General features: G+C 63.5%; 27 protein-coding genes. 12 read left to right on the top strand and 15 right to left on the bottom strand.

What is annotated here, in order from left to right:
* Window positions 1-6: 6 nt before the first annotated feature.
* Window positions 7-693: a site-2 protease family protein gene (locus tag RID42_11785; protein MEQ8248348.1), complete on the bottom strand. Its 687-nt coding sequence runs from the start codon at window positions 691-693 to the stop codon at window positions 7-9.
* 244 nt (window positions 694-937) lie between these two features.
* On the opposite strand from RID42_11785, the gene uvrA reads away from it, so the two are divergent.
* Window positions 938-3,973, top strand: coding sequence for an excinuclease ABC subunit UvrA (gene uvrA, locus RID42_11780; protein ID MEQ8248347.1), 3,036 nt, complete (start codon window positions 938-940; stop codon window positions 3,971-3,973).
* Between the two features lie 4 nt (window positions 3,974-3,977).
* Here uvrA and RID42_11775 read toward each other — a convergent pair whose 3' ends face one another.
* From RID42_11775 to RID42_11765, 3 genes are all read right to left on the bottom strand, one after another.
* Window positions 3,978-5,000: a pirin family protein gene (locus RID42_11775; protein ID MEQ8248346.1), complete on the bottom strand. Its 1,023-nt coding sequence runs from the start codon at window positions 4,998-5,000 to the stop codon at window positions 3,978-3,980.
* A gap of 68 nt (window positions 5,001-5,068) precedes the next feature.
* A complete protein-coding gene (locus RID42_11770) occupies window positions 5,069-6,076 on the bottom strand; it encodes an ABC transporter ATP-binding protein (protein MEQ8248345.1) in 1,008 nt (335 codons plus the stop codon).
* A 3-nt stretch (window positions 6,077-6,079) separates the two neighbouring features.
* The gene (locus RID42_11765) at window positions 6,080-6,253 is read right to left on the bottom strand and encodes a hypothetical protein (protein MEQ8248344.1); all 174 of its coding nucleotides are present in this window, start codon (window positions 6,251-6,253) and stop codon (window positions 6,080-6,082) included.
* 275 nt (window positions 6,254-6,528) lie between these two features.
* Here RID42_11765 and RID42_11760 point away from each other — a divergent pair, with 275 nt between their 5' ends.
* The 8 genes from RID42_11760 to RID42_11725 all read left to right on the top strand — a co-directional run bounded on the left by RID42_11760 (window position 6,529) and on the right by RID42_11725 (window position 12,629).
* On the top strand, window positions 6,529-7,362 hold the full coding sequence (locus RID42_11760) for a class II glutamine amidotransferase (protein MEQ8248343.1): 834 nt from the start codon (window positions 6,529-6,531) through the stop codon (window positions 7,360-7,362).
* Window positions 7,363-7,460: 98 nt separating this feature from the next.
* Window positions 7,461-8,852 (top strand): methylenetetrahydrofolate--tRNA-(uracil(54)-C(5))-methyltransferase (FADH(2)-oxidizing) TrmFO, encoded by a 1,392-nt coding sequence (trmFO, locus tag RID42_11755; protein ID MEQ8248342.1) that lies wholly within the window; start codon window positions 7,461-7,463, stop codon window positions 8,850-8,852.
* On the top strand, window positions 8,849-9,364 hold the full coding sequence (locus RID42_11750) for a GNAT family N-acetyltransferase (protein ID MEQ8248341.1): 516 nt from the start codon (window positions 8,849-8,851) through the stop codon (window positions 9,362-9,364). The genes trmFO and RID42_11750 overlap by 4 nt, the downstream gene beginning before the upstream one ends.
* The gene (locus RID42_11745; protein ID MEQ8248340.1) at window positions 9,361-9,963 is read left to right on the top strand and encodes a class I SAM-dependent methyltransferase; all 603 of its coding nucleotides are present in this window, start codon (window positions 9,361-9,363) and stop codon (window positions 9,961-9,963) included. The genes RID42_11750 and RID42_11745 overlap by 4 nt, the downstream gene beginning before the upstream one ends.
* Window positions 9,960-10,316 carry a Rap1a/Tai family immunity protein gene (locus RID42_11740; protein ID MEQ8248339.1) on the top strand — a complete coding sequence of 119 codons (357 nt, stop codon included), beginning with the start codon at window positions 9,960-9,962 and terminating at the stop codon, window positions 10,314-10,316. Before RID42_11745 ends, RID42_11740 begins: the two co-directional genes overlap by 4 nt.
* An 85-nt stretch (window positions 10,317-10,401) precedes the next feature.
* Window positions 10,402-10,758 carry a YciI family protein gene (locus RID42_11735; GenBank protein MEQ8248338.1) on the top strand — a complete coding sequence of 119 codons (357 nt, stop codon included), beginning with the start codon at window positions 10,402-10,404 and terminating at the stop codon, window positions 10,756-10,758.
* A 64-nt stretch (window positions 10,759-10,822) separates the two neighbouring features.
* Window positions 10,823-12,124 carry an RNA polymerase sigma factor gene (locus tag RID42_11730; protein MEQ8248337.1) on the top strand — a complete coding sequence of 434 codons (1,302 nt, stop codon included), beginning with the start codon at window positions 10,823-10,825 and terminating at the stop codon, window positions 12,122-12,124.
* 25 nt (window positions 12,125-12,149) lie between these two features.
* Entirely contained in the window at window positions 12,150-12,629 is a 480-nt protein-coding gene (locus RID42_11725; GenBank protein ID MEQ8248336.1) for an SRPBCC domain-containing protein, read from the top strand.
* Here RID42_11725 and nagZ read toward each other — a convergent pair.
* The gene (gene nagZ, locus RID42_11720; protein MEQ8248335.1) at window positions 12,626-13,648 is read right to left on the bottom strand and encodes a beta-N-acetylhexosaminidase; all 1,023 of its coding nucleotides are present in this window, start codon (window positions 13,646-13,648) and stop codon (window positions 12,626-12,628) included. The genes RID42_11725 and nagZ overlap by 4 nt on opposite strands.
* Before the next feature lie 87 nt (window positions 13,649-13,735).
* Here nagZ and RID42_11715 point away from each other — a divergent pair, with 87 nt between their 5' ends.
* Window positions 13,736-14,461, top strand: a complete 726-nt coding sequence (locus tag RID42_11715; protein MEQ8248334.1) for a hypothetical protein — start codon at window positions 13,736-13,738, stop codon at window positions 14,459-14,461.
* Between the two features lie 36 nt (window positions 14,462-14,497).
* Here RID42_11715 and RID42_11710 read toward each other — a convergent pair whose 3' ends face one another.
* The 4 genes from RID42_11710 to RID42_11695 all read right to left on the bottom strand — a co-directional run bounded on the left by RID42_11710 (window position 14,498) and on the right by RID42_11695 (window position 19,182).
* Window positions 14,498-15,463, bottom strand: coding sequence for an SPOR domain-containing protein (locus RID42_11710; protein ID MEQ8248333.1), 966 nt, complete (start codon window positions 15,461-15,463; stop codon window positions 14,498-14,500).
* Entirely contained in the window at window positions 15,463-17,214 is a 1,752-nt protein-coding gene (gene argS, locus RID42_11705; GenBank protein MEQ8248332.1) for an arginine--tRNA ligase, read from the bottom strand. The genes RID42_11710 and argS overlap by 1 nt, the downstream gene beginning before the upstream one ends.
* 108 nt (window positions 17,215-17,322) lie before the next feature.
* Window positions 17,323-17,952 (bottom strand): LysE family translocator, encoded by a 630-nt coding sequence (locus RID42_11700; GenBank protein MEQ8248331.1) that lies wholly within the window; start codon window positions 17,950-17,952, stop codon window positions 17,323-17,325.
* A 57-nt stretch (window positions 17,953-18,009) separates the two neighbouring features.
* Entirely contained in the window at window positions 18,010-19,182 is a 1,173-nt protein-coding gene (locus RID42_11695; GenBank protein MEQ8248330.1) for a deoxyguanosinetriphosphate triphosphohydrolase, read from the bottom strand.
* Between the two features lie 152 nt (window positions 19,183-19,334).
* On the opposite strand from RID42_11695, the gene erpA reads away from it, so the two are divergent.
* Window positions 19,335-19,679 carry an iron-sulfur cluster insertion protein ErpA gene (gene erpA / locus RID42_11690; protein ID MEQ8248329.1) on the top strand — a complete coding sequence of 115 codons (345 nt, stop codon included), beginning with the start codon at window positions 19,335-19,337 and terminating at the stop codon, window positions 19,677-19,679.
* 11 nt (window positions 19,680-19,690) lie between these two features.
* Here erpA and RID42_11685 read toward each other — a convergent pair whose 3' ends face one another.
* The gene (locus RID42_11685) at window positions 19,691-20,374 is read right to left on the bottom strand and encodes a glutathione S-transferase N-terminal domain-containing protein (protein MEQ8248328.1); all 684 of its coding nucleotides are present in this window, start codon (window positions 20,372-20,374) and stop codon (window positions 19,691-19,693) included.
* A 136-nt stretch (window positions 20,375-20,510) separates the two neighbouring features.
* Between RID42_11685 and xth the strand changes: the two genes are divergently transcribed.
* The gene (xth, locus tag RID42_11680; GenBank protein ID MEQ8248327.1) at window positions 20,511-21,284 is read left to right on the top strand and encodes an exodeoxyribonuclease III; all 774 of its coding nucleotides are present in this window, start codon (window positions 20,511-20,513) and stop codon (window positions 21,282-21,284) included.
* On the opposite strand, the gene RID42_11675 is transcribed toward xth, so the two are convergent.
* The 5 genes from RID42_11675 to RID42_11655 are packed head-to-tail and all read right to left on the bottom strand — an operon-like array spanning window position 21,281 to window position 23,834.
* Window positions 21,281-21,472, bottom strand: coding sequence for a LapA family protein (locus tag RID42_11675; GenBank protein MEQ8248326.1), 192 nt, complete (start codon window positions 21,470-21,472; stop codon window positions 21,281-21,283). The two genes, xth and RID42_11675, sit on opposite strands and share 4 nt — an antisense overlap.
* 53 nt (window positions 21,473-21,525) lie before the next feature.
* Complete coding sequence (locus RID42_11670; protein MEQ8248325.1) at window positions 21,526-22,515, bottom strand: nucleoside hydrolase; 990 nt, start codon at window positions 22,513-22,515, stop codon at window positions 21,526-21,528.
* Between the two features lie 8 nt (window positions 22,516-22,523).
* Window positions 22,524-23,141 (bottom strand): class I SAM-dependent methyltransferase, encoded by a 618-nt coding sequence (locus tag RID42_11665; protein ID MEQ8248324.1) that lies wholly within the window; start codon window positions 23,139-23,141, stop codon window positions 22,524-22,526.
* Window positions 23,138-23,386, bottom strand: a complete 249-nt coding sequence (locus RID42_11660) for a hypothetical protein (protein ID MEQ8248323.1) — start codon at window positions 23,384-23,386, stop codon at window positions 23,138-23,140. The genes RID42_11665 and RID42_11660 overlap by 4 nt, the downstream gene beginning before the upstream one ends.
* On the bottom strand, window positions 23,373-23,834 hold the full coding sequence (locus tag RID42_11655; GenBank protein MEQ8248322.1) for a MarR family transcriptional regulator: 462 nt from the start codon (window positions 23,832-23,834) through the stop codon (window positions 23,373-23,375). Before RID42_11655 ends, RID42_11660 begins: the two co-directional genes overlap by 14 nt.
* Window positions 23,835-23,976: the final 142 nt, after the last annotated feature.

The following is a 23,976-nucleotide window of genomic DNA, read 5'->3' as shown; positions in this document are numbered from 1 at the left end:
GGTAGCCTATCTATGTCCTGTAACGACGAAGACCACATTATATAGTGTGTCGGTAACGGGCAAAATAATACTTTGGAACAGGCTGAAATCCCTGCCCATCGCCTCGAACAGGGGCGGCAAACCGAGCAAAACCGCCAATAGGATGAGAAAGCCGTAGCGCTCTAAGCGGGCCAAAGGGCGTGCTAGGACATTTGGCAGCAACCCCACCGCGACCCGACCGCCATCCAGCGGGGGCACCGGCAGCATATTGAAGACGCCGAGGAGAATATTGACCAGGACGCCGTTCCGCAGGGTCCGGTCGACCCATTCCTCGGCCGCGGGCGGAAAGAACGCGGTCAGATGCAGCAATATCCCGGCGCCCAGGGCGAGGAGAAGGTTAGCGAACGGCCCTGCGGCCGCGACCAGCACCATGTCGCGGCGCGGGTTGTGCAAATTGCGAAAGTGCACCGGGACCGGCTTGGCCCAGCCAAAAATGAACGGCGCCCGGGCAAAGACCAACAATGCCGGCAGGACAATCGTGCCAAATAGATCGATATGCCGGAACGGGTTGAACGACACCCGCCCCTTGTCGTAGGCCGTGTTGTCCCCGAGCTTCCACGCCACCCAGCCATGCGCCGCCTCGTGCAGCGTGATGCCGAGCAGCACCGGCAGGACGAAGGTAGAAACCAGCCAATAGTTGATGTCGCCAAACATGTGCCCGGCTTAGCATGCACCGGAGGCGGTGCGAAGGGGCCCCGGGTTCGCCGCGCCCCCCAATGTCCTCGCCAGCAAACTGCCAGCACCTTATCCACAGAAAAGTCTGGGGCGAAGGTCACTTCATTTCCCCGCGCGGGGGCATCCGTGCCCTATATTGGCCAGTTCCCTTGTTTCGCTGTGAGTGCCCGTGTCCACGCCAAAAAGCGCTAAAACCAGCCAAAAACGCCCCGGTCCCGACCCGCTGAAAACGATCTCCATCCGCGGCGCGCGCGAGCACAATTTGAAGGGCGTCGACGTCGATATCCCGCGCGACAAGTTGGTGGTGATGACCGGGCTGTCGGGGTCGGGCAAGTCGTCCCTGGCGTTCGATACAATCTATGCCGAGGGCCAACGCCGCTACGTCGAAAGCCTGTCGGCCTACGCGCGGCAGTTCCTCGAACTGATGCAAAAGCCCGACGTCGACCACATCGAAGGACTGTCGCCGGCGATCTCGATCGAGCAGAAGACGACCTCGCGCAATCCGCGCTCGACGGTCGGCACCGTGACCGAAATTTACGACTACATGCGCCTCCTCTTTGCGCGGGTCGGTATCCCCTATTCGCCGGCCACCGGCCTGCCGATCGAAAGCCAGACTGTCAGTCAAATGTCAGACCGGATTGCCGCGATGCCGGAGGGGACGCGGTTGTTCCTGCTGGCGCCGATCGTGCGCGGGCGCAAGGGCGAATACCGGAAGGAATTCGCGGATTTGATGAAACGCGGATTCACCCGCGTCAAAGTCGACGGCGAGGTCTACGAAATCGACGAGGTGCCCGCGCTCAACAAAAAACTGAAGCACGACATCGAGGTAGTGGTCGACCGGGTCGTCGTTCGTCCCGACCTCGGCAATCGGCTGGCGGATTCGATCGAGACGTGCTTGCGCGAGGCGGACGGGCTGGCGATCGCGGAGAATGCCGATACCGGTGAGCGCACGATGTTTTCGTCGAAGTTCGCCTGCCCGGTGTCGGGATTCACCATCGAGGAGATCGAGCCGCGGCTGTTCTCCTTCAACAATCCGTTCGGCGCCTGCCCATCGTGCGATGGGCTCGGCACGCAGACCTTTTTCGACCCCGGCCTTGTGGTGCCCGATGGCACCAAGTCCTTGAAGGACGGCGCCATCGCGCCGTGGTCGCGGTCGTCGACGCCCTCGCCATACTACGCACAGACGCTGCAATCGATCGCGCGGCATTACAAATTTTCGTTCAACGATGCGTGGGACGACATCCCTGATGAGGTCCGCCAGGTCATCCTCTACGGCTCCGGCGAGGACGCCGTGCGGATGACCTACGACGACGGCACCCGCAACTACCAAACGTCCAAACCGTTCGAGGGCGTTATCCCCAACCTTGAACGGCGTTGGCGCGAAACCGATTCAAGCTGGATTCGCGACGACATGGCCCGCTTTCAAAACGAGACGTTGTGCGATGCCTGCGACGGCTGGCGGCTCAAACCCGAGGCGCTAGCCGTCAAGATCGGCGGTCATCATGTCGGCGAAATTTCGCAAATGTCGATTGCCCAGGCCGACGCGTGGTTCCGCGGCCTTGCGGGCGAACTCACCGCCAAGCAAAACGAGATCGCCGAACGTATCCTGCGCGAGATCAACGAGCGGCTCGGGTTTTTGGTCAATGTCGGATTGGAGTATCTGACGCTGAGCCGCAACTCGGGCACGCTGTCAGGCGGCGAAAGCCAGCGAATTCGGCTCGCCTCGCAAATCGGTTCGGGCCTCACCGGCGTTCTTTATGTGTTGGACGAACCCTCGATCGGCCTGCACCAGCGCGACAATAGGCGGCTTCTCGACACGCTGGAGAACCTGCGCGATCTCGGCAATACCGTCATCGTCGTCGAGCACGACGAGGAAGCCATCCGCGCTGCCGACTATGTCATCGACATGGGACCGGGAGCAGGAATCCACGGCGGCAGGATTATCGCCGAGGGCACCCCCGACCAAATCATGGGCAATGCCGAGAGCATCACCGGACAATACCTCACCGGCGCGCGCGAGATCGCCGTCCCCGAGGCCCGGCGCGCCGGCAAATCCGGCCAGAAAATCAAGGTCCGCGGCGCGCGCGGCAACAATTTGACCAACGTCGATATCGACATTCCCTTGGGCGCATTCGTATGCGTGACCGGCGTGTCGGGGGGCGGAAAGTCGACTCTGATCATCGAAACGCTGTACCGCGCGGTGGCGCGCGCCCTCAACAACGCGCGCACCGCACCCGCGGAACACGACAAGATCGAAGGGCTCGAGTTCCTCGATAAGATCGTCGATATCGACCAGTCGCCGATCGGGCGCACGCCGCGGTCGAACCCTGCAACCTACACCGGCGCCTTCACCCCGATCCGCGACTGGTTTGCCGGCCTGCCGGAGGCCGGCGCGCGGGGCTATAAGCCCGGTCGGTTCTCGTTCAACGTCAAGGGCGGACGGTGCGAGGCCTGCCAAGGCGACGGTGTCGTCAAGATCGAGATGCACTTCCTCCCCGACGTCTACGTCCAATGCGATGTTTGCCACGGCCGCCGCTACAACCGCGAGACGTTGGAGATCAAGTTCAAAGAAAAATCGATCGCCGATGTGCTCGACATGACGGTCGATGAGGCCGCCGATTTCTTTTCGGCGGTGCCGGTGATCCGCGAAAAAATGGTCACGCTGCAACGCGTCGGGCTGGGCTATATCCATGTCGGGCAGCAGGCGACGACGTTGTCCGGCGGCGAAGCCCAACGCGTCAAACTCGCCAAGGAATTGTCACGCCGGGCGACCGGCCAAACGCTTTACATCCTCGACGAACCGACCACCGGCCTACATTTCGAAGACGTTCGCAAACTGTTGGAAGTGCTGCACGCGTTGGTCGACCAGGGTAATGCGGTGCTCGTCATCGAGCACAACCTCGAGGTCATCAAGACCGCCGACTGGGTGATCGATCTGGGACCCGAAGGCGGCGACAAGGGCGGACGCATCGTCGCCGTTGGCACGCCCGAAACGGTTGCCCAAACCAAAGGCAGCTACACCGGCGCCTACCTCGCCGACATTTTTAAGCGCGGTCGGACCGCGCGCCAACCAGGCGAAGAGAGCGACTTGTTTGACGACGACGACAAGCCCGCCGCCGCAAAGAAACCGCGCGTCCGCCGCGCCGCCGCCAAGTCGGCGACCGGCAGGACCAAGAAGTCCGTCAACAAATCGAAGGCTTCCCCAACACCCGCGCGGGCCAAGAAGGCCGGCAAGACTGGACGCAAAACCGCGCGGTAGCCGCCTAGATGCGTTCCTCGACCGACCCGTCGGCATGGCGGGCAAAGCGGGATTTTTCGCGCGGGTGCACCGGATCGTCGCTCGGCCAGGTCCAACCGCCAAACTGATCTCGGCGGTAGTCAGCAAAGGCCTGGTGGATTTCCTGCGTCGTGTTCATCACGAAGGGCCCGTATTGTGCGACCGGTTCGCCGATGGGCCGCCCTTCCAGCAGCAATAGCTCGCTCTCTACCGGGCCGTTGGTCACGGTCACGGCGGCACCGGCGTCGAGGGTCACCGCATGGCGCACGCGTACATCCGAACCGTCGACCTGTACGGTCTCGCCGCTGAAAAAATAGAGGCGCCGCGAACGATCACCCGTCGTGGCATCCAGGGTCCACCGGGCCCCGGCTGGCATTTTCACCGTCCAGACCCGCACGCCGTTGGCCGGGTCGGCCGCCCAGGAATCGGGTGGCGGCGCAGGCGGTGTCGTACCGCTCGGCAATGCACCGGCATAGCTGGTGATGACGATTCCGGCGCCGGTCGCATCGGCGATCTTTTCCGTCGGGACCGTGTCGCCCCAAATCATCTTGAAATGCGGCTCGACCATTTTCTTGTTGGCCGGCAGATTCAACCAGATCTGGAAAAGTTCGGTGTGATTTTCCTTGTCTTGGTGGCGCAGCGGGAACATCTCGGAATGGACAATCCCCTTCCCCGCCGTCATCCATTGCAGGTCGCCCTCGCCGAAACGGGCGCTGGCGCCGACGGAATCCGCGTGGTCGATGAAGCCCTGTCGGGCAACCGTCACTGTCTCGAAACCACGATGCGGATGTTGCGGAAATCCCGGCACCGTCGATCCGTGGTACATGCTCCAGCCGTCCTTGCCGCTGAAGTCCTGGCCGATCGATCGGCCGCCCAGGGCCGCTGCGGGGCCCATGTTCGCATCGCCCGCAGGGTAGGCATCGTCATGGTGCATGCAGAACAGAAACGGATCCATGGTCTGCCACGGCGTGGTCAGGGGGCTGATATCCAGTACCGGCTTTTTACTCACGGGCTACCTCGTCGCGCGATCCTGCGTTGGGGTCAACAGATATGGGGTGCCGTTCGTGGCACGCAACCCTACCCGCTCGCCGAAGCTTCGTCTTCCCGGACGGTCTCGGCCACCAGACGATACTGGACGCGCATTTGCGAATATTGGCGATAGAGGTTGAGGAGGTCGCGCGCCGGCCCCATCAGACGTTCATAGCCCGACACAAAGGCCACGATGGTCCCAACCTCTGTCCTCCCCTGAATAACCAGCCAGCCGCCAAGGATTAGAACGCTGAGCGGGCCAAGGTGTCCGAGGGCGTTGTTGGCAATCTTAAGCAGGTGCTTGAGAACCACGATCCGTACGCGCAGGGTGTGAACCTGTTCGATCATCGGGTCGTAATGCGCCGTCAACGTCGCCTCGTCCATGCCATCGAAATCGTCATGGGTCATGTCCCGCGAGAGGCGACGGACCTCTCGGATGCGCTCGGCCGAAAGGCGATTGATCACGTTCTGAAGAAGTGGGGTCAACACCAGCGACGGGACAAAAAACGCGAAGGCGACCAGCGCCACCATCGGTTCCACCACCAGCATGTAACCGAATACGCTGAGGAAGACGCCAGCTTGCAACAGCGGATCGGCGATGGCTTGGGCAACGAACCCGCCGATTTTTTCCACCTCGGCGACGACCATCGAGACCTTGGCGCCTTCCTCGGAGTCGTCCTCGCCGTCTAGCGTGCGCACAATGCGAAACCGCAAACGTCGAATTACGCCTTCGGCAACCCGCCCGAGGTACACGCCGCGAACCCACTTCAGGCCACCGTTGACCGCAATAAAGAGAAGGTAAACGCCGCCCAACGCCAGAATGACGCCAAAGTCCTCCAGCGCCACCGCCGTATTGACGATACGGCGGTGCAGTTCGAGCGGCACCATCGCCAATGGAAAGACAGCGAGCGTTAGAAGGACCAGCCGGACCTGCTGCGGCGCGCTGACCCGCCACACGTAGGTGTAGAGTCCACGCGGCAGATGCCGCAGCGGCTTCCTTGGCACCGGCGGCAGCAGGGCCGAGAAAAGATCCCGCCCCGGTGTGGAGTCAGGCACGCATTACTCGCGTCGCCACTGGAAAGCGCGGACGACGGTACCGCCGAGATACAGCACCATGCCGACCATCCCGATCACCGGACCGGCCAACCGAACCGCCGGACTGTCGCTCAACTGGCCGGACAGAACCGCGATGATTAGCCCAAACAAAAATAGACCCAACCCCCACCAGCGCATTTGGCGCACCAGTCTTGAGGGCCCCGCAATTGGCGGCGGTGCTTTTGGGTCAAGGGATGGCGGTTGCAACGGCGCGGTCATTCCCCAAGGTTAGGGGGCGCAAAGCGGTCCAGCAACCCGCCCACATGGGACCAATGCTAAGGCGATGGAGTCCCGATCCAGCGCAATGCTACCTGGGATGAACACCCCGATAGACCTGCCTTTACTTCCAATCGACAAGCGCCCGGTACGGGGCTACCCTCCGCGCCGTTTCCCGTGCGGGGAGAAATGTCGTTATGTGCCGTTGGCTTGCGTATTCGGGTCCTCGACTGTCCCTCAACATGCTTCTGTTCGAGCCGGAGAACTCTCTGATTCGGCAATCAATGGCGGCGCGTCGGTCGGTTGTCCCGACCAATGGCGACGGCTTCGGTCTGGGATGGTACGACGACTACCCCGAACCCGGCCTGTTCCGCGACACCCTGCCGGCATGGAACGACTCCAATCTGAAGAACATTGCCCGCCATGTCCGTTCCAGCCTGTTCTTCGCCCATGTCAGGGCGTCGACCGGCACCTCAACCAGTCGCGACAACTGCCACCCCTTCGTCCACGGTCGGGCCATGTTCATGCATAACGGCGCGATCGGCGGCTATGCGAAGATCCGCCGCGACCTCGAACACCTGATCCCGACCAACCTCTACGGCTCGCGTCTCGGCACCACCGACACCGAAGCCTTCTTCCTCCTCGCCCTGGGCCAGGGACTCTTGGAAGAACCCGGCGTCGCCTTGGCCCGCACCACGGCGTTGATAGAAGACGTCATGGCCGCCGAGGGCGTGTCCGAACCGTTGCGGGCCGCCATCGCCTTTTCCGACGGCAAGTCCATCGTTGCCATGCGGTATTCGAGCGATCGCAATTCGCCGAGCCTTTACTACCTGGCCGGTGGCGACCTCTACATGCGCGATGGACGCATCAGCTTGGCCGATGGCGAGGATACACTGCTGATCCTGTCCGAACCGCTCGACGGCGCCGATGACCTATGGACGGAGGTGCCCGAAAGCACCCTCATCGTCGCCCAGGGTAGCGCGCTTAGCGTAACGCCGTTTGCGCCGGTGCACTCCCCCGCCGCTACCTAGGTGGGCCGCCCGCGATCTGCGAGGCGGGCACGGCTAACGACGTCTTGACCGGACTTCTCTTCTCTTGCCGGTACACGATGCGCTATTGATAGCCGCCTATGGCAACCACCACCCCCATCCATGTCATCGGCGGCGGCCTCGCAGGCAGCGAAGCGGCGTGGCAGATCGCCCAGGCCGGCGTACCGGTGGTGATCCACGAAATGCGACCTATACGCGGCACGGACGCGCATCAGACCGAGTCGCTCGCGGAACTGGTGTGCTCGAACTCATTTCGCTCGGACGACCCTGAGAAGAACGCGGTCGGCTTGCTGCATGAAGAAATGCGTCGCTGCGGCTCGCTCATCATGCGGGCCGGCGATGACCACCGCGTCCCCGCCGGCAGCGCCCTCGCGGTCGACCGGCACGGATTCTCGGCCGCGGTTCAAACGGCCCTGGAGTCCCACCCGTTGGTCTCGATCGAACGCGGCGAGATTGCCGGGCTTCCGCCGGCCCACTGGGATAACGTTATCGTTGCAACGGGACCGCTGACCTCACCGGCGTTGGCCGAGGCGATCCGCGGCCTGACCGGCGAGGACTCACTCGCGTTCTTCGATGCCATCGCGCCGATCGTCGCCAAGGACACGGTCGATATGAACGTGGCGTGGTTCCAATCGCGCTACGACAAGTCCGCACCCGGGGGCGACGGCAAGGACTATCTCAACTGTCCGATGACCCGGGACCAATACCTCGCGTTCGTCGATGCGTTGGTCGCGGGCGACAAAACCGATTTCAAGGATTGGGAGAAAGACACGCCCTATTTTGAGGGATGCCTGCCCATCGAGGTGATGGCCGAACGCGGGGCCGAGACCCTGCGCTTTGGCCCAATGAAACCGGTCGGCCTGACCAACCCGCACCAGCCCGATGTGAAGGCCTACGCCGTCGTCCAGCTGCGCCAGGACAACGCGCTGGGCACGCTCTACAACATGGTCGGCTTCCAGACCAAGCTAAAGCATGGCGCGCAAAAGCGTATCTTTGCGACCATCCCCGGACTTGAGAACGCGTCGTTCGTGCGGCTGGGCGGCATCCATCGCAACACGTTCCTGAATTCGCCGCGTTTGCTGGACGAGCACTTACGGCTCCGCGCGATGCCGCGCCTGCGCTTCGCCGGTCAAGTCACCGGCGTCGAGGGTTATGTCGAGAGTGCGGCGATCGGTTTGTTGGCCGGACGGTTTGCCTTTGCCGAGCGGCTTGGCACGGCCAGCAGCGCAGGGGACGGCACGGCGTTTGCGAACCATCGTGCCCCGCCGCCGACGACGGCACTGGGGGCATTGCTCAACCACATCACCCAGGGCGCGGACGCGGCCACGTTTCAGCCGATGAACGTCAACTTCGGACTGTTTCCGCCCCTTGCAGGGCGAACCAAACGGAAAGACCGCAAACCGGCCTACACGCAGCGGGCGCTGGCCGACCTCGCGGGTTGGCTCGGGGGGGCACGGGAGGCCGCGGAATGAGTTCAGGTCACCGGATCGAGATCGGCCAGGATATGCAACAAGGTGCCGTTCCCATGATCCGCGACGCCGCGGACTCCGACGCCGGTCCCTTGAGCGGACTGGCCCGGCGTTCCAAGGCCCATTGGGGCTATGACGACGAGTTCATGGCGGCGTGCGCCGACGAACTGACTGTGACACCGGCGACGATGGCCGAACACACAGTTCGCGTCTTCGACTCCGGGGGCTCGGTGCAGGGATTCTATGCATTGGCGACGGGCGGCGCCGAAGCCTCCGTTGAGCTGTTCTTCGTCGATCCGCCAGCGATGGGGCGGGGAATCGGCGCGGCACTTTGGCACGACCTCATTAGGCATGCCGCACCCACAGCGGCACATCTTCGCATCGAGTCCGATCCGGACGCCGAAGGGTTCTACGTGCGCATGGGCGCCGTGCGCACCGGGACCTGCGCGTCGGTGAGCATCCCCGGTCGACGACTTCCCCTGCTCCATTACGATTTGGCCCGCGAGGTCTTATGACGCTGACATTCTGGGATGAACGATTCGCCGGCGACGGGTACCGCTACGGCGAAGTGCCCAATCCCTTCGTGGCGAGTCAGGCCGGCCGCCTGCCGCGCGGCGGCGCGGTCCTATCGATCGGCGACGGCGAGGGGCGCAACGGTGTGTGGTTGGCCGAACAGGGCTTTGTCACGACCTCCCAGGACGGCTCGGAAATCGCCCAGGGCAAGGCCACGCGCATGGCCGCCGAACGTAGCGTGCCGCTCACCACCGTGCTGTCCGACTTGACGGCCTGGGACTGGCCGCAAAGCGCCTTCGATGGCGCAGTCTGTGTGTTCGTGCACTTCCGCCCGGTACAGCGCGCTATGGTTCACCGCGCCTTGCTCGAAGCGGTGAAACCCGGCGGCCTCGTCATCATGGAGGTGTTCCACCGCGACCAACTCGCCCTCAAGACCGGCGGACCGCCCGAGCTGGAGATGCTGTACTCCGCGGCAATGTTGCGCGAGGACTTCGCCGCCGCCGACATCCTCCTGTTGGAGGAGACCCGATCCTTTGTGCCGCAGGATTCGTTCCAACGCGGCGAAGCCGCGCTGGTCCGCCTCATCGCCCGGCGGCGATGAGCCCCCGCCGACTAACGTTTGCCGCCCTAGCGTTAGCGATCGGGCTGTCCCCTGTGCAGGTCTTGGCCCAAGACAGCCCACTGAGCGCCGGCGTCCTCCTCAATCAATGCACCGATGCCGCTCTGGGGGCCCGCGAAGCCTGCGCCGCTTTCATCCTGCAATCGGTCGAGCGCAACCGGAGTGCGCCGGACCCCGCCTATTGCCTGCCACCCAGCGCGATCCTTGGGGACCTGCGGGCCCGGTTCATTGCCTGGGGCGGGAGCGAACCCGCCCGTCTTGATCTGACCGCCGACCAAGGTCTGGCCGCCGCCCTCGCGGAAGCCTTCCCCTGTCCGTTGACCCAGTCCGGATAATTTCTTTCCCTAGGGTGTCGATCTGCCGCTTCCCCGTTCGTCCTAGGGGTGTCACAGGAAAACGCAACCCACAGGGAGACCACCGATGAAATACATTCTGTTGATCTATGCGGCCGAATCCGATCAAGCCAACGTCGATCCGAAGGAACAGGCTGCCTACATGCAGCGCTATTTCACCTTTACCGAGGACTTGGTGAAAAGTGGCAAGATGGTCGCGGGCGATCCGCTCCAGGGCGTCGCCGCTGCGACCTCGGTCAAGGTACGCAACGGCAAAACCCTGACGACCGACGGCCCCTTCGCCGAAACCAAAGAACAGCTCGGCGGCTACTATATCGTCGATGCCGACGACCTCGACGACGCCATCGCCTGGGCAGCCAAATTGCCGACAGCCGAACACGGCACCATTGAAGTCCGGCCGTTGATGAACCTCCCGGATATGTGAGACGGAGACGATCCGCGGGGGCGCGGCGCATGGGCCCGCCCCCGCGTGCTACCCTGTCCCGGACATGACCGGGACCGCACCAGCCCACCGCGCCGTCGAAGCGTTGATCCGCGACGAGTGGGGCCGCGTCCTCGCGGCACTCGTCGGCATGGTCCGCGACTTCGCCTTGGCCGAGGACGCGTTGCAGGACGCCGTCATCGTCGCGATGGATCGTTGGGCCGCCGACGGTATTCCCGACAATCCGCGCGCCTGGCTCATTCGCGCCGCGCGCAACAAAGCCATCGACCGTCTGCGCCGCGCCGCCCGGTTCGACGCCAAGCGCGGCGAGATGAAAATCTTGGCCGAACTCGACGCCACGACGGTCGATCCCGAATCCGACGAGGAGATCCCCGACGAGCGGCTGCGGTTGATCTTTACCTGTTGTCACCCGGCGCTGCCGGAAGAAGCGCGTATCGCGCTGACGTTGCGCACCCTGGGCGGATTGTCCACCGGCGAGATCGCCCGCGCCTTTCTGGTTCCCGAAGCCACTATGGCCCAACGCTTGGTGCGCGCGCAAAAAAAAATCAAAGCAGCGGGCATTCCCTACCGCATCCCGCCGCGCGAAACCTGGCCTGAGCGTCTGGCGTCGGTCCTGGCGGTACTCTATCTCGTGTTCAACGAGGGCTACGCCGCGACCGCCGGCGATGCGCCGTTCCGCGCCGATCTTTGCGGCGAGGCGCTTCGGCTCTGCGAGACCCTTACGGCGTTGATTCCGGAGGAACCCGAAGTGGCCGGCTTGCTCGCGCTGATGCTGTTCCACGAATCCCGCCGCGACGCCCGACGGGGTGCGGACGGCGCTTTGGTGCCGCTGGAGGAGCAGGACCGCGCCCTGTGGGACCACTCCGCCATTACACGCGCCGACACCGTGTTGGTGGCCGCGCTGCGCAAAGGCGCCCCCTACCCCGGCCCCTACCAGTTGCAGGCGGCGATCAGCGGCGTCCATTCAACCGCCGCTACCTTCGCCGAAACCGACTGGGGCGAAATCGTCCTGCTCTATGAACGCCTCGCAGCGCTGTTGCCCTCGCCCGTGGTGCACCTGAACGCCGTTGCGGCGCGGTCGTTCCGCGACGGCGCCGAAGCGGGGTTGACACAATTGGCGGCGTTGGAAGCCGGCAACGATCTGAAGAGTTACCAGCCCTATCACGCCGTGCGCGCCGACCTGCTGCGCCGCGCGGGTCGAACCGAAGAAGCCGCGGAAGCCTATGAGGCCGCGATCGCCGCCACGCAAAACGCCGCGGAACGACGATTTCTCGCACGCCGTCGCGCGGTGGTCGGCAATTCCCCCCATACCGGTCTTGCGACCGCGCCGTCGGTGCGGGAGAGTTAGCCGATAGGATGATTTGGATTTTTTCATGAGCGACATTAGCGAGGACGAGGACTCTGTCGCCGTCCAGGTCGGTGTACCCCTCGCCCCCGCCGCGGCGTGGGACCTGTTTGTCACTCGGTTCGACGCATGGTGGCCTCGGGAATACACGTTCTGCGGCGAGGCGCTGGCAGAGATCGGGATCGACGCGCAAGCGGACGGCCAGTGCTACGAACGCGCCCAGTCGGGCGAGAAGATCGTCTGGGGCACGGTGATCGAAGCCGCGGCGCCCCAGGGCCTGATGTTTCACTGGCACATCGGCCCTGACCGAAACATCGACACCAAACCCGAACGCTCAAGCACCGTCACCGTGCATTTCGCGGCAAGCGACCATGGGACAACGGTCACCTTGGTGCACGGCGACCTCGCGAATCATGGCGACGATGGGCTAGCCTACCGGGCCGCGATGGCCTCGGAACAAGGGTGGCCCTACTGTCTGGAACACTTCCGCGCCGCCGCGGGCGGTTAGTGCGACGCCGGCGCCGGCAGAAGGGCGTCGAGTTCCCTGCCGATCGCCGCAATATCCACGGGCACCGTTTGGGCAATGAGAAACGACGCTTGGGCCCAGCGCACAGCGGTACGGTCGCCGATCAACGGAACCGCCGCGGCAACCGCCTGCATCGCCGCGAGATCGCCGTCGCAATGGAGAACCGCGTCGCATCCAGCGGCAAGGCTGTCTCGCGCCCGTTCCGCGTAGGTACCGGACAACGCCTTCATGTTGGACGAGACATCGTCGCTCATCAGCAATCCCTGAAAGCCGATCTTCCCGCGGATCACCTCCGATACCACGCGCGCCGAGGTCGTGGTGGGGTGGTTCGGATCGATGCGGCTGAAGAGGACATGCGCCGTCATCGCCAAAGGCAAATCGCGCAGCGCGGCAAAGGGCGCGAAATCTTGTTCGAGCGACTCGGGATCGGCACTGACGACCGGTAGTGCGGCGTGGCTATCGGCCGTGGCCCGGCCATGGCCGGGGATATGCTTGACCACCGGCAGGACACCGCCGGCGATCAAACCGTCGGCGAAGGCCCTGGCCAACGCGACGATCGCCGCGACCTCCGTGTGGAACGCGCGGTCGCCGATGATATCGTGGCTGCCCGGTACCGGCACGTCGAGGACCGGCGCGCAGTCGACATTGATTCCGCAGGCCGCAAGATCGGCACCGATGAGCTGGCCGTTGAGGAAGGAGGCCCGCACCGCCGCGTCCCGGTCGCGGTCCCAGAGGGTGCCGAACACGCGGGCCGGCGGCGGATGGCGCCACTGCGGCGGCTTCAGTCGGGCGACCCGACCGCCCTCTTGGTCGATGAGGATCGGCGCATCGGATTGGCCTACAACGGCGCGCAGGTCGGCACAGAGCGCCGCGACTTGGTCGCGGGTGACGCAATTCCGGGCAAACAAAATGAAACCGAGCGGCTTCACCTCGCCGAAGAAGGCGCGCTCGTCGGCGTTCAGTTCGGGCCCCGCTAGGCCAAATATCGTTGGCTGGGTCATTGCCGGGGCGTTTTAGCACGGTTTCGTGGATCGCACCGGACGCAATCGAGGGCGAAGGTCGCGTGTCGAACGTGATAGTTTGACGGCATGGCACAAGAACGCACCCACCTCACCGGCCGGATCGACTACCTGTACGACACGCCCGCGCAGCGCGGAACAAAACTCGGCAATGAGCGCTTTTCGATCACGCGGTTCGCAGACGGGCGGCTAAGCCAGAGGGCATTTTGCCGGATCGCCCGGCCCGGCTTGGACGTCGAACGCGATTCGCTGATGGCCGTCGACGCCGCGTGGCGGCCGACCGACGCCTACGTGCGCATTGAAACCGGCGGCCAGTATACCGGCAGCGCGTGGTACACCTTTTCCGCTTCCAAAGCCGAGTGCGCCGCCGATACCCGTGGCGACGGGCGCGTCACCTATCGTCGCGCCCTGCCGGGGCCCTTCTCGTTCTGTTGTCACGCTTTGATCGGCGATGCCTGGATGATTGCGGCGGGCGATCCAGGCACGGACGGGGCACGCGCACCATGGGACTTGCTGACATCAACGCTCAATAAATCGGGCGCTAGCGGCCCGGCGCTCGCCTATATCCCCTACGGCATCGAACGAGTCGGGCGGGAAACGATTACCGTCGGGGCGGGAACATTTGACACGATTCATTTTCGCTGCGGGCGCGTCGACGGCGTCGCGCATATCGCCGATGCGCCGTTCAGCTATCACATGTGGGTATCCGACGACCCGTACCGTTTGTGCGTGCGCTCGGCCTATCCCGGTGCCTCGGCGTACGAGTTGGCGGAACTATCGGCGACCGAGACCTAGGACCGGGGCTCTCGTCCCGTCTACTCGCCCCTTTGCCTAGGGCCGCACCACGATACACGCCTGATTGCGCGCCCTAAGCGTGGTACAGGCGGCTTCCGCAGCGCCACCGTCCGTATAGGGACCCGCTTGAAGGCGGTGGAAGACACCGCGCTCGCCCAAGTCCACCCGAACCACCGTGGGTTCAAGTGCCCCCAGAAGATCTTCGTAGCGAGTCTTGAGCGCCTGCCAACCGTTTTGCGCAGCCTCCGGCGACCGGTAGGCGGCCAGTTGAACCCGGAACGACCCAGAGGCGACCGGTACCGGTGCGACCGAAGACGTAGCGGATTGCGGCGCTTCTTGCGCTGCCGACGCTGGGGCTGCTGCCGGCGGGCGGGGCGCCGCAGGAACCGCTTCAGCCGCAGGTAAGGGCGGCGGGGGTGGCGGCGCAACGACCGGCGCCGGCACCGATACCGCAGGGAGTTGGCGGGGGGCAACGGTGGACGCTTCGTCACGAATCACCGGCGGGGGCGGCAGTTGGGTGGCTTCGACGGCCCGCCCCGCCGGCGCGTCGGTTTCAACGATTCGCGGCGGCGGTGCGGGTTGTTCGGGGGCCGGTGCGAGCGTCACCGGGGCGCCAACCCCGTTGTCGTCTTGGACGTCCTGCAAGACCAGCTTGTCCTGATGCGGCACCTGCAATCCGCCCGGTTCGGTCGGCGCCTCTTTGATCGGCGACGGATCGGCACGGACAACCGGCGGGATTTGTTCGAGTGCGTTCTGTTTACCGACCTCGAAGCCCCACCAAAACGCGCCGCCCATCAGGACGGCGGCCATCGCGGCGGCGGCGAAGAAACTGCCGAAGCGCGAACGCGAATTGGCGCGGCGGTTTTCGTCTTCCTCGGCCGTCTCGCGGAGCGGCGGAATGTGGATGCCGTCTTCGTTCGCGGCGCTTGGGCTTGCGAACGGCGGCGGACCTGGTTTGCGCCTGGGGGGTAATTCAAATGTGTCGTCGTCGTCGGCCATCATCAACGCATCTCCTCAACCGGCTCCACCCCGAGAACCCCGAGGCCGGAAGCAATTACGGCAGCGACGCCCTGAAGCAGGGCGAGCCGCGCGCGCGTCAATTCTGGGTTTTCCTCTATCAGGAATCGAAGTTCTGGTGCTTCGGTGCCCTGATTCCACAGCGTATGAAACGCCGATGCCAAATCATACAGGAAATAAGCGACTCTGTGTGGTTCATGTGCACGCGCCGCGTTCTCAACGACGCCGGGCCACAACGCCATCTGGCGGATCAACGCTAACTCCGTGCCGTGACTCAATTTTTCGAGGGCGGCGCCCTTCAAAGACGCAGGCGACATGTCTACCGCCGGTACCTCATCGGCCGCCCGGCGCATCACCGAACGGACCCGCGCGTGGGCGTACTGCACGTAAAAGACCGGATTGTCCTTGGACTGTTCGGTCACTTTCTGGAAATCGAAATCGAGCGAGGATTCAGGTTTCTGCGTCAACATCATGAACCGGACGACGTCGCGCCCGACCTCGTCGACGACCTCGCGCAGGGTTACGAAATCGCCTGAGCGCTTCGACATTTTGACCGGCTCGCCGGCCCGCATGAGCTTGACGAGGTTGGTGATCCGAACGTCGAGTTCTGCGTGTCGATCCGACAATGCAGCGACGGCAGCCTTCATCCGCTTGATGTAGCCACCGTGGTCAGCGCCCCACACATCGACCATGTGGTTAAAGCCCCGCGCGATCTTGTCGCGGTGATAAGCGATGTCAGCGGCAAAATAGGTCCACGACCCATCGGATTTCTGCAATGGCCGATCGGTGTCGTCGCCGAAGTCCGAGGCGCGGAACAGCGTTTGCTCGCGCGCCTCCCAATCTTCGGGCTCCTTACCCTTGGGCGGTTCGAGCACGCCCTTGTAGATCAAGCCCTTGGCGTCCATCTCGGCCAGCGACTCCGCGATCTTACCGGATCCATGGAGCGTCTTTTCGGAAAAGAAAACGTCGTGAACGATGCCGAGGGCAGCGAGGTCGTCGCGGATCATATCCATCATCGCGTCGACCGCGGAGGCGCGGAAGGTTTCGAACCATGTTTGTTCGTCGGCGCCCTTCCACTTGTCGCCGTCGCGCTGGGCAATGCCTTGGGCGACCGGGATCAAGTAGTCGCCCGGATACCACCCGTCAGGAATCTCAATGGCCTCGCCGAGCGCCTCGCGGTAACGCAGGTGTAACGAGCGGGCGAGGGTTTGGACCTGGGCGCCAGCCTCGTTGAGGTAGTACTCCCGGGTGACGTCGAACCCGGCCTTGGCCAAGAGGTTGGCGAGCGCATCGCCGACTACCGCGCCGCGGCAATGGCCGACATGCATCGGACCCGTGGGATTGGCGGAAACATATTCGACGTTGACCTTGCCGCCGCCGCCCGCGTCCGACGTGCCGTAATCGGCGCCGGCGTCGAGAATGGCGCGCAACTCGCTCTGCCACGCGGTGGGGGCGAGGCGCAGGTTGATAAAGCCGGGCCCGGCGATGTCGCCGGCCGCCACAGACTCCAGCGCAACAAGATGGGGCACGATCAAGTCGGCGATATCGCGCGGTTTCATCCCAGCCGGTTTAGCCAGGACCATCGCGGCGTTGGTCGCGAGGTCGCCGTGTTCGGGGTTGCGCGGCAATTCGACGACGACAGCGGCTGTGTCGAGTCCCGCGGGCAGCGCGCCGTCGCGTCCGAGTTGTGCGACGATTGCGTCGATCTGATGCTTGAGTTGGGCTAAGAGAGTCATTTTTTCCGGCGTCCGGTCGCCGCGGGTTCTAGCGTGTCCGAGTCGCGTTGACCAGTTTCAACGCGCTCGCGCACCTAGTTTTGTCGTCGTGCCTGGGTTGCCGACCGATCATCCGGCCAGTTTTGCCGTCAGTATCTTGAGGCTGGCGGCGCCGAAGGCCAGCGCAAACGCGACCTCGAACCAACGCCGGAGGCGGGCATATCCGCGCACGACGGGCGCAACGGTGAACAGCAGCGCGTAGCCATGAAAAAGGAGAAAGCTCTGGAGCCCGACCGCGCAGATCACGACGACGAGGGCCCCGGGGTCGGCACCGGCGGGAATCCCAATCGAGTACAGCGCCCCAAAGAAAAGGACCGCTTTGGGGTTGGTCAGATGCAGCGCGAGCCCCTTGGTATAGGCGTTGCGGAGGGACTGCGCCGCGACCCGCGGCGTCTTCACGGTAGCCAGCGCAAGGGCCGCGCGGGCCGATTTGAACGCGAGCCACATGAGATACGCCGCGCCCGCATAGCGCATGGCCTCGAACAGCCAGGCGTTGGCGAACATTAGCGCGCTCAGCCCCGCCGCGGCGCCAACCGACCAGGTCAGCGACCCCGTCGTCACGCCCGACGCGATCGCCAAACCGTGCTTGCGCCCCAGCGCCAACGACGTACCGGCAATAGCCATCGTCGCGGGCCCGGGACTGACGGTCGCAATGAAAGCTGCCCCCAGGATCAGCGGAAGATTAATGGTGTCGATCATGCGGTCTTGGTAGCACGGCCCGCGTCCGGAGAAAAACGGATCGCGCGCCCTCCCCTACTAACCCACGATCTTGGTGTGTTCTTGCAGCGCGTAACGGTCGGTCATGCCGGCGATATAGTCGGCCACGACGCGCGCACCGGCAGCCTCGTCTTGCGCGACGGCAAGGCGGGCCCGCCACTCGTCGGGCAGGCGGTCCGGGTTGGCAAAGAAATACTCGAAGAGACGAGCGACGACGGCACGAGCGTTCGCGGTCATTTCGTTGACCCGCGCATGGCGGTACATATTGTCGAACAGGAAGGCTTTAAGCGCACGGTCGGCCTCGGCCAACCCTTGCGAGAACGCCACCACCGGCCGGTCGAGCCGGCGAATGTCGTCGGCCGAGGCCGGTTTTGCGACGGCCAACCGGCGCCGCGCTTCATCCAACAGATCAACAACCATCGCATCGATGACCCGGCGGGTGACTTCGTTGACCAAGCGCGATTGCTCGAGATCAGGGTAGCGGCTGAGGACATCCTCGACCGCCGTCGTGCCGAGTGGGACGCCGCGCAGGTCCTCGAGACTGAACAAACCGGCGCGCACGCCATCGTCGATGTCGTGGGCGTTGTAGGCGATGTCGTCGGCCATCGCCGCGACCTGCGCTTCGATCCCGGCAAAGGTGTCGAGGCCAAGATCAAATTCGGCGTTGAACGCGAGGATTGTGCCGTCGACCGGTGCCTTCTTGGGCGCATGGGGGCCGATCAAGGGACCGTTATGTTTAACCACGCCCTCCAAGGTCTCCCAAGTAAGATTGAGCCCGTCGAACTCGGCGTAGCGGTGCTCCAGATCGGTCAAGACGCGCAACGTCTGGGCGTTGTGATCGAAGCCACCGTAGGGCGCCATCGCCGCGTCTAGCGCATCCTCGCCGGCATGGCCGAAGGGCGTGTGACCGAGGTCGTGGGCCAGCGCCAGCGCTTCGGCCAAATCCTCGTCAAGCCCGAGGGCCCGCGCAATGGTACGGGCGACCTGGGCAACCTCTATCGAGTGGGTCAGGCGGGTGCGGTAATAGTCGCCCTCATGATAGACGAAAACTTGCGTTTTATGCTTCAGGCGGCGGAACGCCCCGGAATGGATTACCCGGTCGCGGTCGCGCTGGAACGGCGAACGCATCGCGCTTTCTGGTTCGGGATGCTGCCGACCCCGGCTGCGGGCTGGATCGCAAGCGTAGGGCGCACGTTCGGGGCGTTCGGTCATGGCCGGACCCTAGCCGCCGCCCCTGACCCCCGCAACGGGGATGAAATCGGGGAAAATCGCCCTGCCCGACTGGGTCGACTGACTGCCAAGATACACTTGCGATTGACTCGCAGTCTGTTTGCCCTACATATCAACAAGACCGAAGGAGAGACATGACCGACGCCGCCACCATGCTTTCGCTGTCTGACAGCGCCGTTAAGCGGGTCTCCTACCTGATGAGCCAGGAGGAGAATCCCGACGTGATGCTCCGCGTGGTCGTCAACGGTGGCGGGTGCGCGGGCTTTCAGTACGGGTTTTCCTTCGACGACAGCAAGACCGACGACGATGTGCTGATCGAACAGGCCGGGGTCAAGGTGGTGACCGACAACCTGTCGCTGATGTATCTGGCCGGGGCCCAGATCGATTTCGTCGAAGACATGATCGGCGCGGCGTTCTCGATCAAGAACCCAAATGCCGCCTCCACCTGTTCCTGCGGGACCAGTTTCGCGGTCGCCTAGCCGGGCACTCCTTACGTGCTCGACGGCACCGGACGTTCGTAGCGCACCACCTTCAAATCGCGGTCAATGGTAAAGCGCATCGCCGGGCGCTCCAGCAGTTTGTCGTACCACGCCGCCAGCGTGGGCCGCGCGGTGCGCCATTCGAACGCCGGGTCTATACCGTCGAGAAGGCGCCCAAATTCCGGGACGCGGTAGTCGAGTCGCGATAGGCCGCCGGCGATACAGATGTGCCCGATATGGAAGCCGGTATAGTCGCCGGCCTCGTCTTCCATCCGGTCCAATGCGCGCACAATCTTGAGCCAGTGCCGTTCGACCTCGTCGGTTCGCCGCGCCGCTGCGTCGCGCCAGCTTTCGCGGTCCAACGCGACGGCGGCCTCGAACACGCCCTCGCCCAGTACCATCTGCGTCAGCGCCCTGAACCGCGTGCGGCCCCAGGACGGGAACATCTTCGGCCCATCGTGGAGCGAATCGAAATATTCGCAAATCACGGGGCCGCCATAGAGCGCTTCGCCGTCGTCCAGCACCAACGTCGGCACCTTATTGAGCGGATTGTCGCGCCATAGGTCGGTATCGGCATCGAACGGCCCGGTGCGGACATATCTCACGCGATCGGCGACCCCGGCCTCGGCGGCGGCAACCAGCACCTTGTGGATATAATTCGGATTCGGTGTGAAGCGGAGTTTCATATCGGACATGGGCAGGCTCCCTTGTTCGTCTGATGTACCACATCGATGCCCCTCCGATGCACAACATCGACCCGCCTTTGCCCCGGTGCGTGGACGTGCTATCCCGTCACCTGCCTCACCTTTTGGTCCCTGCGCCAGCGGTCCCATGAAAATCGTCACCTGGAACGTCAATTCGATCAAAGTGCGCGTCCCCCACGTGTGCGACTACCTGCGCGCGACGTCGCCCGATGTGCTGTTACTGCAGGAAACCAAGGTCGCCGACGACAAGTTTCCCGCCCTCGAAATTGAGGACCTCGGCTACACCGTCGCGATTCACGGACAAAGGACCTACAACGGTGTGGCCATCCTCTCGAAGCACCCAATGGAGGATGTCATCCGCGGCCTCCCGGGCAACACCGACGACGATCAGTCGCGCTATATCGAAGCCACGATATTGGGGCTGCGGATCGGTTCGCTTTACCTGCCTAACGGCAATCCGCTGGGCACCGAAAAATTCGATTACAAACTGCGTTGGATGGGGCACCTGCGCGAACGTGCCCGTACCTTGCTTGAGGACGATGTGGATTTTGCCCTGGGCGGCGACTGGAACATCGCCCCGGAGGCCGAGGACTTGTTCGACCCAGGCGCTTTTCTAGACGACGCGATCGCGCATCCCCAGTCGCGGGCCCTGTGGCGCGAGATCAACTATCTCGGCCTCACCGAATCCTTCCGCGCGTTACATCCCGACCTGGCCCAGGCGTGGAGCTATTACGACTACCAGCGCGGTGCTTGGGAAAAGAACCACGGCATCCGCATCGATCACATTTTGCTGTCGCCCCGCGTCGCCGACCGGTTGGTCGAGGCCGGGATCGACCGCAACGAGCGCGGCCGCACCCAACCATCGGATCACGTGCCGGTATGGTGCGTGCTGGAGCCTTAGGGCTTCGGTCGGTGGGCGAGCCATCCAACGATAGCGCCCGCGCAAAACACAGCGAATAGAAGCAAGACGCGCGGCGCCGAGAACGTCCAGACGAGAAAACGCACATCCGCACTCTCGACGTTCTGTACGGCAACGATGATGACTAGTCCCATCAAGACCAAGGCAGCAATGTGTCTAGCTTGTTGCATCGGACTATTGTGCATCGCTTATTGCCGCGCCGCTATCCATCGGTGCCAGATTCCTAGCGGTACCCGACAGGATCGGACGGCATGCCACCGGATTGACGCAATCCGACCAGCCTAAGCGGATCGGCGGACAGAGCCGGCGAGACCACGGTACAGACCCTCGCCGTTTTGTCGCCGACGATTGCATCAGAGAATTCAAGCGTGTCGCGCTCGACGAACAACCCGCGGCGATCAATGCGTTTCACCGCGAATTGTTGGCAATCGAAGTTCTGCAGCGACGCCACGTAGGACACCGCGAGAGCGTCAAAGGGATGGAACCCGTCAGCCTTCAGGTCGTCTTGCCAAAAGGACAGCCATGCCCGGGATTGCACGGCCAGCCAAGCGTCGACACCGCCCCGACGGGTCATCTTGTCCAAGTCTTTGGCGGCGACGGTGATCTGCTTGGCCGCGTCGAATGGCACAAGGTGGAGCGAAATGCGAGACCGCAATACGGTGGCGACGGCTTCGGCATCCTTACGCACATTGAAATCGTGCAAATGGAGTATCTTTGACCGACCGACGGTGAAGCGTTGGCCCGGTCGCTGACCGGCGACGGCGACGATCGCATCGATGCGATGGGTTAGGTCCGGTCGCAGCGTCAGCAGTGCCGCGATGTTGGTCAACGGACCCAACGCCACCAATGTGAGGGATTGTCTCTCAAGAGCTGCCGCCATCCCCAGGACGGCAGCTGAGACGTCGGCCGATTTCTTTCCTGCTTGCCCCGCCCCGGGAAAGACCGGCGGCATCACGGTACCACGTAACTCGGTAGCAACGACACGCAGCACGTCATGGAGGCTCGCTGTGGTCCGCTCGACCGTTTCATTGCCGAATACCGAACTGACGCCAATAATATTGAGGTTGGGCGACCGGAGGGCCGCCACCAGGGCCCAACAATCGTCGACATCGTCGGTGCGTGCCGCTCCACACGCGGGGTCGGTGTCGATCCAGATATCCCGTGCCGACCCACTCGCAGACGCGAGGAACACTCCGCATAGTACGAGCGCCACCAACGCTCTCACGCGGGGCGGCGCCCCACGACACACACAGCCGAAACCGGCTTCAGAACAAGCTCTTCAAATCGGATCGAATCGAAACCCGCGCCGGTCATTGCGTTCGCGATGACGTCGGCCATCTTCAACGCATTGTCGCGCGTTGGATTGCGTGACCGCGGCATATAGGTCGTCGCGAGTACGCCGCTTGGCGCCAGCAGTCCGTACATCGTGCGGAAAGCCGCCGACTTGTCGTCCAGGAACTGAACGACATTGACGGAGAATATTCTGTCGAATGTCGATTGGAACGCCGGAAGGTTATCGATGCTACCGAGAAGCAGGGCCAACCGACCCGCGGTAACAGCCGCATCGTTTCGCCGCGCCGCCTGACGGAGCATCGTCATGGAGTGATCGACACCGACGACCAGTCCTTGGTGCGCGCGGGCCGCCGCATGGTTGAGGGCAAGGCCCGGTCCACAGCCGATTTCAAGGACGCGAGTGGTTGCATCAATATCGAGGAGGTCGACAGTCCACTTGTTGCGGTCGCGGTTCGACGAACGGTTGGCCATCACCCAGCCCGCCAAACCACCGACCGGCCCGTGGGGTTGCCTGAACTGCGCGACGATCGCCTGACGGACGCTCATTCTGCCACCTCTTTTGACATGTGTCGGAACCGCCCGCGATTTCCGGGGAACAGGAGCCACTTGACAAATAGAACCGACATCACGACCGCGACGGCATGGCGGTAAGCGATGCGCGGCGCGTCGAAGAGGTCTACCGCCAGCGTATTCCAAGACCAGAGCGCGAAGGCTGAGCCCGCGACGATCACGGCACCAACCGCAACTGCGCCCGTCAACCAACGCCGACCGTTCAATTTATGAGGAAACATCGGTGAGCTCCTTTGCAATGAGTGCGAGGTTCTTGTTGAGTACGCTTAGAGTCGAGAGCGTGGCTTTGAGGTCGCCCGCGTTATGGTCTCGGGCAAGTTTTTGGAACAGCACGGCTTCTTTGCGTTGCATCGATTCGAACAAATCGTTCCCGCGCCGAGTGGCTGTCACGATTGGCGAGCGTTTGTGACCGGGATTGTCCTGCAACGCCGCGAGGCCTGCCGCGACAAGAGGGTCGACCAACTGCTGGATGTGTTGGCGACTGACGCTTTTAGCCGCCGCGACCTGAGGTACCGTTTGCGGGCCGTTGACGACGAGCGTCTCCAGGACACCCCGCATCGACGTTGTAACCCCGGTGTCCGCGTGGAGCGCATCCCCCAACGTTTTCAACAGGTGAAATGCCGAACGGATCTCTTGGGTAACGGCCGAGAGGTTTTTTGTATTGGACACGCCCACCGCCTATAATGACAACATTATTGTCATTTTAATAATGACAATAATGTTGTCAAGTGTGCGGGTCTGTTTTTTACCGTGGTCCGGACTAACGCTATCATTGGCCTGGCACGGCTCCTCGCGCACCGACTTTGCAACA

The sequence above is a fragment of the Alphaproteobacteria bacterium genome (assembly GCA_040216735.1).
Taxonomy (GTDB): domain Bacteria; phylum Pseudomonadota; class Alphaproteobacteria; order SHVP01; family SHVP01; genus CALJDF01.
Note: the sequence above shows the minus strand (reverse complement) of the source record. Positions and strands in the feature narration are given on the sequence as shown.

What these genes read in the sequence shown, in the direction of transcription:
- RID42_11785 (MEQ8248348.1), bottom strand. Translation starts at nt 693, where the DNA reads ATGTTTGGCGACATCAACTATTGGCTGGTTTCTACCTTCGTCCTGCCG.
- RID42_11765 (MEQ8248344.1), bottom strand. Translation starts at nt 6,253, where the DNA reads ATGCGCTGGTGGGGGTTGGGTCTATTTTTGTTTGGGCTAATCATCGCG.
- RID42_11760 (MEQ8248343.1), top strand. Translation starts at nt 6,529, where the DNA reads ATGTGCCGTTGGCTTGCGTATTCGGGTCCTCGACTGTCCCTCAACATG.
- trmFO (MEQ8248342.1), top strand. Translation starts at nt 7,461, where the DNA reads ATGGCAACCACCACCCCCATCCATGTCATCGGCGGCGGCCTCGCAGGC.
- RID42_11750 (MEQ8248341.1), top strand. Translation starts at nt 8,849, where the DNA reads ATGAGTTCAGGTCACCGGATCGAGATCGGCCAGGATATGCAACAAGGT.
- RID42_11745 (MEQ8248340.1), top strand. Translation starts at nt 9,361, where the DNA reads ATGACGCTGACATTCTGGGATGAACGATTCGCCGGCGACGGGTACCGC.
- RID42_11740 (MEQ8248339.1), top strand. Translation starts at nt 9,960, where the DNA reads ATGAGCCCCCGCCGACTAACGTTTGCCGCCCTAGCGTTAGCGATCGGG.
- RID42_11735 (MEQ8248338.1), top strand. Translation starts at nt 10,402, where the DNA reads ATGAAATACATTCTGTTGATCTATGCGGCCGAATCCGATCAAGCCAAC.
- RID42_11730 (MEQ8248337.1), top strand. Translation starts at nt 10,823, where the DNA reads ATGACCGGGACCGCACCAGCCCACCGCGCCGTCGAAGCGTTGATCCGC.
- RID42_11725 (MEQ8248336.1), top strand. Translation starts at nt 12,150, where the DNA reads ATGAGCGACATTAGCGAGGACGAGGACTCTGTCGCCGTCCAGGTCGGT.
- nagZ (MEQ8248335.1), bottom strand. Translation starts at nt 13,648, where the DNA reads ATGACCCAGCCAACGATATTTGGCCTAGCGGGGCCCGAACTGAACGCC.
- RID42_11715 (MEQ8248334.1), top strand. Translation starts at nt 13,736, where the DNA reads ATGGCACAAGAACGCACCCACCTCACCGGCCGGATCGACTACCTGTAC.
- RID42_11710 (MEQ8248333.1), bottom strand. Translation starts at nt 15,463, where the DNA reads ATGATGGCCGACGACGACGACACATTTGAATTACCCCCCAGGCGCAAA.
- argS (MEQ8248332.1), bottom strand. Translation starts at nt 17,214, where the DNA reads ATGACTCTCTTAGCCCAACTCAAGCATCAGATCGACGCAATCGTCGCA.
- RID42_11700 (MEQ8248331.1), bottom strand. Translation starts at nt 17,952, where the DNA reads ATGATCGACACCATTAATCTTCCGCTGATCCTGGGGGCAGCTTTCATT.
- RID42_11695 (MEQ8248330.1), bottom strand. Translation starts at nt 19,182, where the DNA reads ATGACCGAACGCCCCGAACGTGCGCCCTACGCTTGCGATCCAGCCCGC.
- erpA (MEQ8248329.1), top strand. Translation starts at nt 19,335, where the DNA reads ATGACCGACGCCGCCACCATGCTTTCGCTGTCTGACAGCGCCGTTAAG.
- RID42_11685 (MEQ8248328.1), bottom strand. Translation starts at nt 20,374, where the DNA reads ATGTCCGATATGAAACTCCGCTTCACACCGAATCCGAATTATATCCAC.
- xth (MEQ8248327.1), top strand. Translation starts at nt 20,511, where the DNA reads ATGAAAATCGTCACCTGGAACGTCAATTCGATCAAAGTGCGCGTCCCC.
- RID42_11675 (MEQ8248326.1), bottom strand. Translation starts at nt 21,472, where the DNA reads ATGCAACAAGCTAGACACATTGCTGCCTTGGTCTTGATGGGACTAGTC.
- RID42_11665 (MEQ8248324.1), bottom strand. Translation starts at nt 23,141, where the DNA reads ATGAGCGTCCGTCAGGCGATCGTCGCGCAGTTCAGGCAACCCCACGGG.
- RID42_11660 (MEQ8248323.1), bottom strand. Translation starts at nt 23,386, where the DNA reads ATGTTTCCTCATAAATTGAACGGTCGGCGTTGGTTGACGGGCGCAGTT.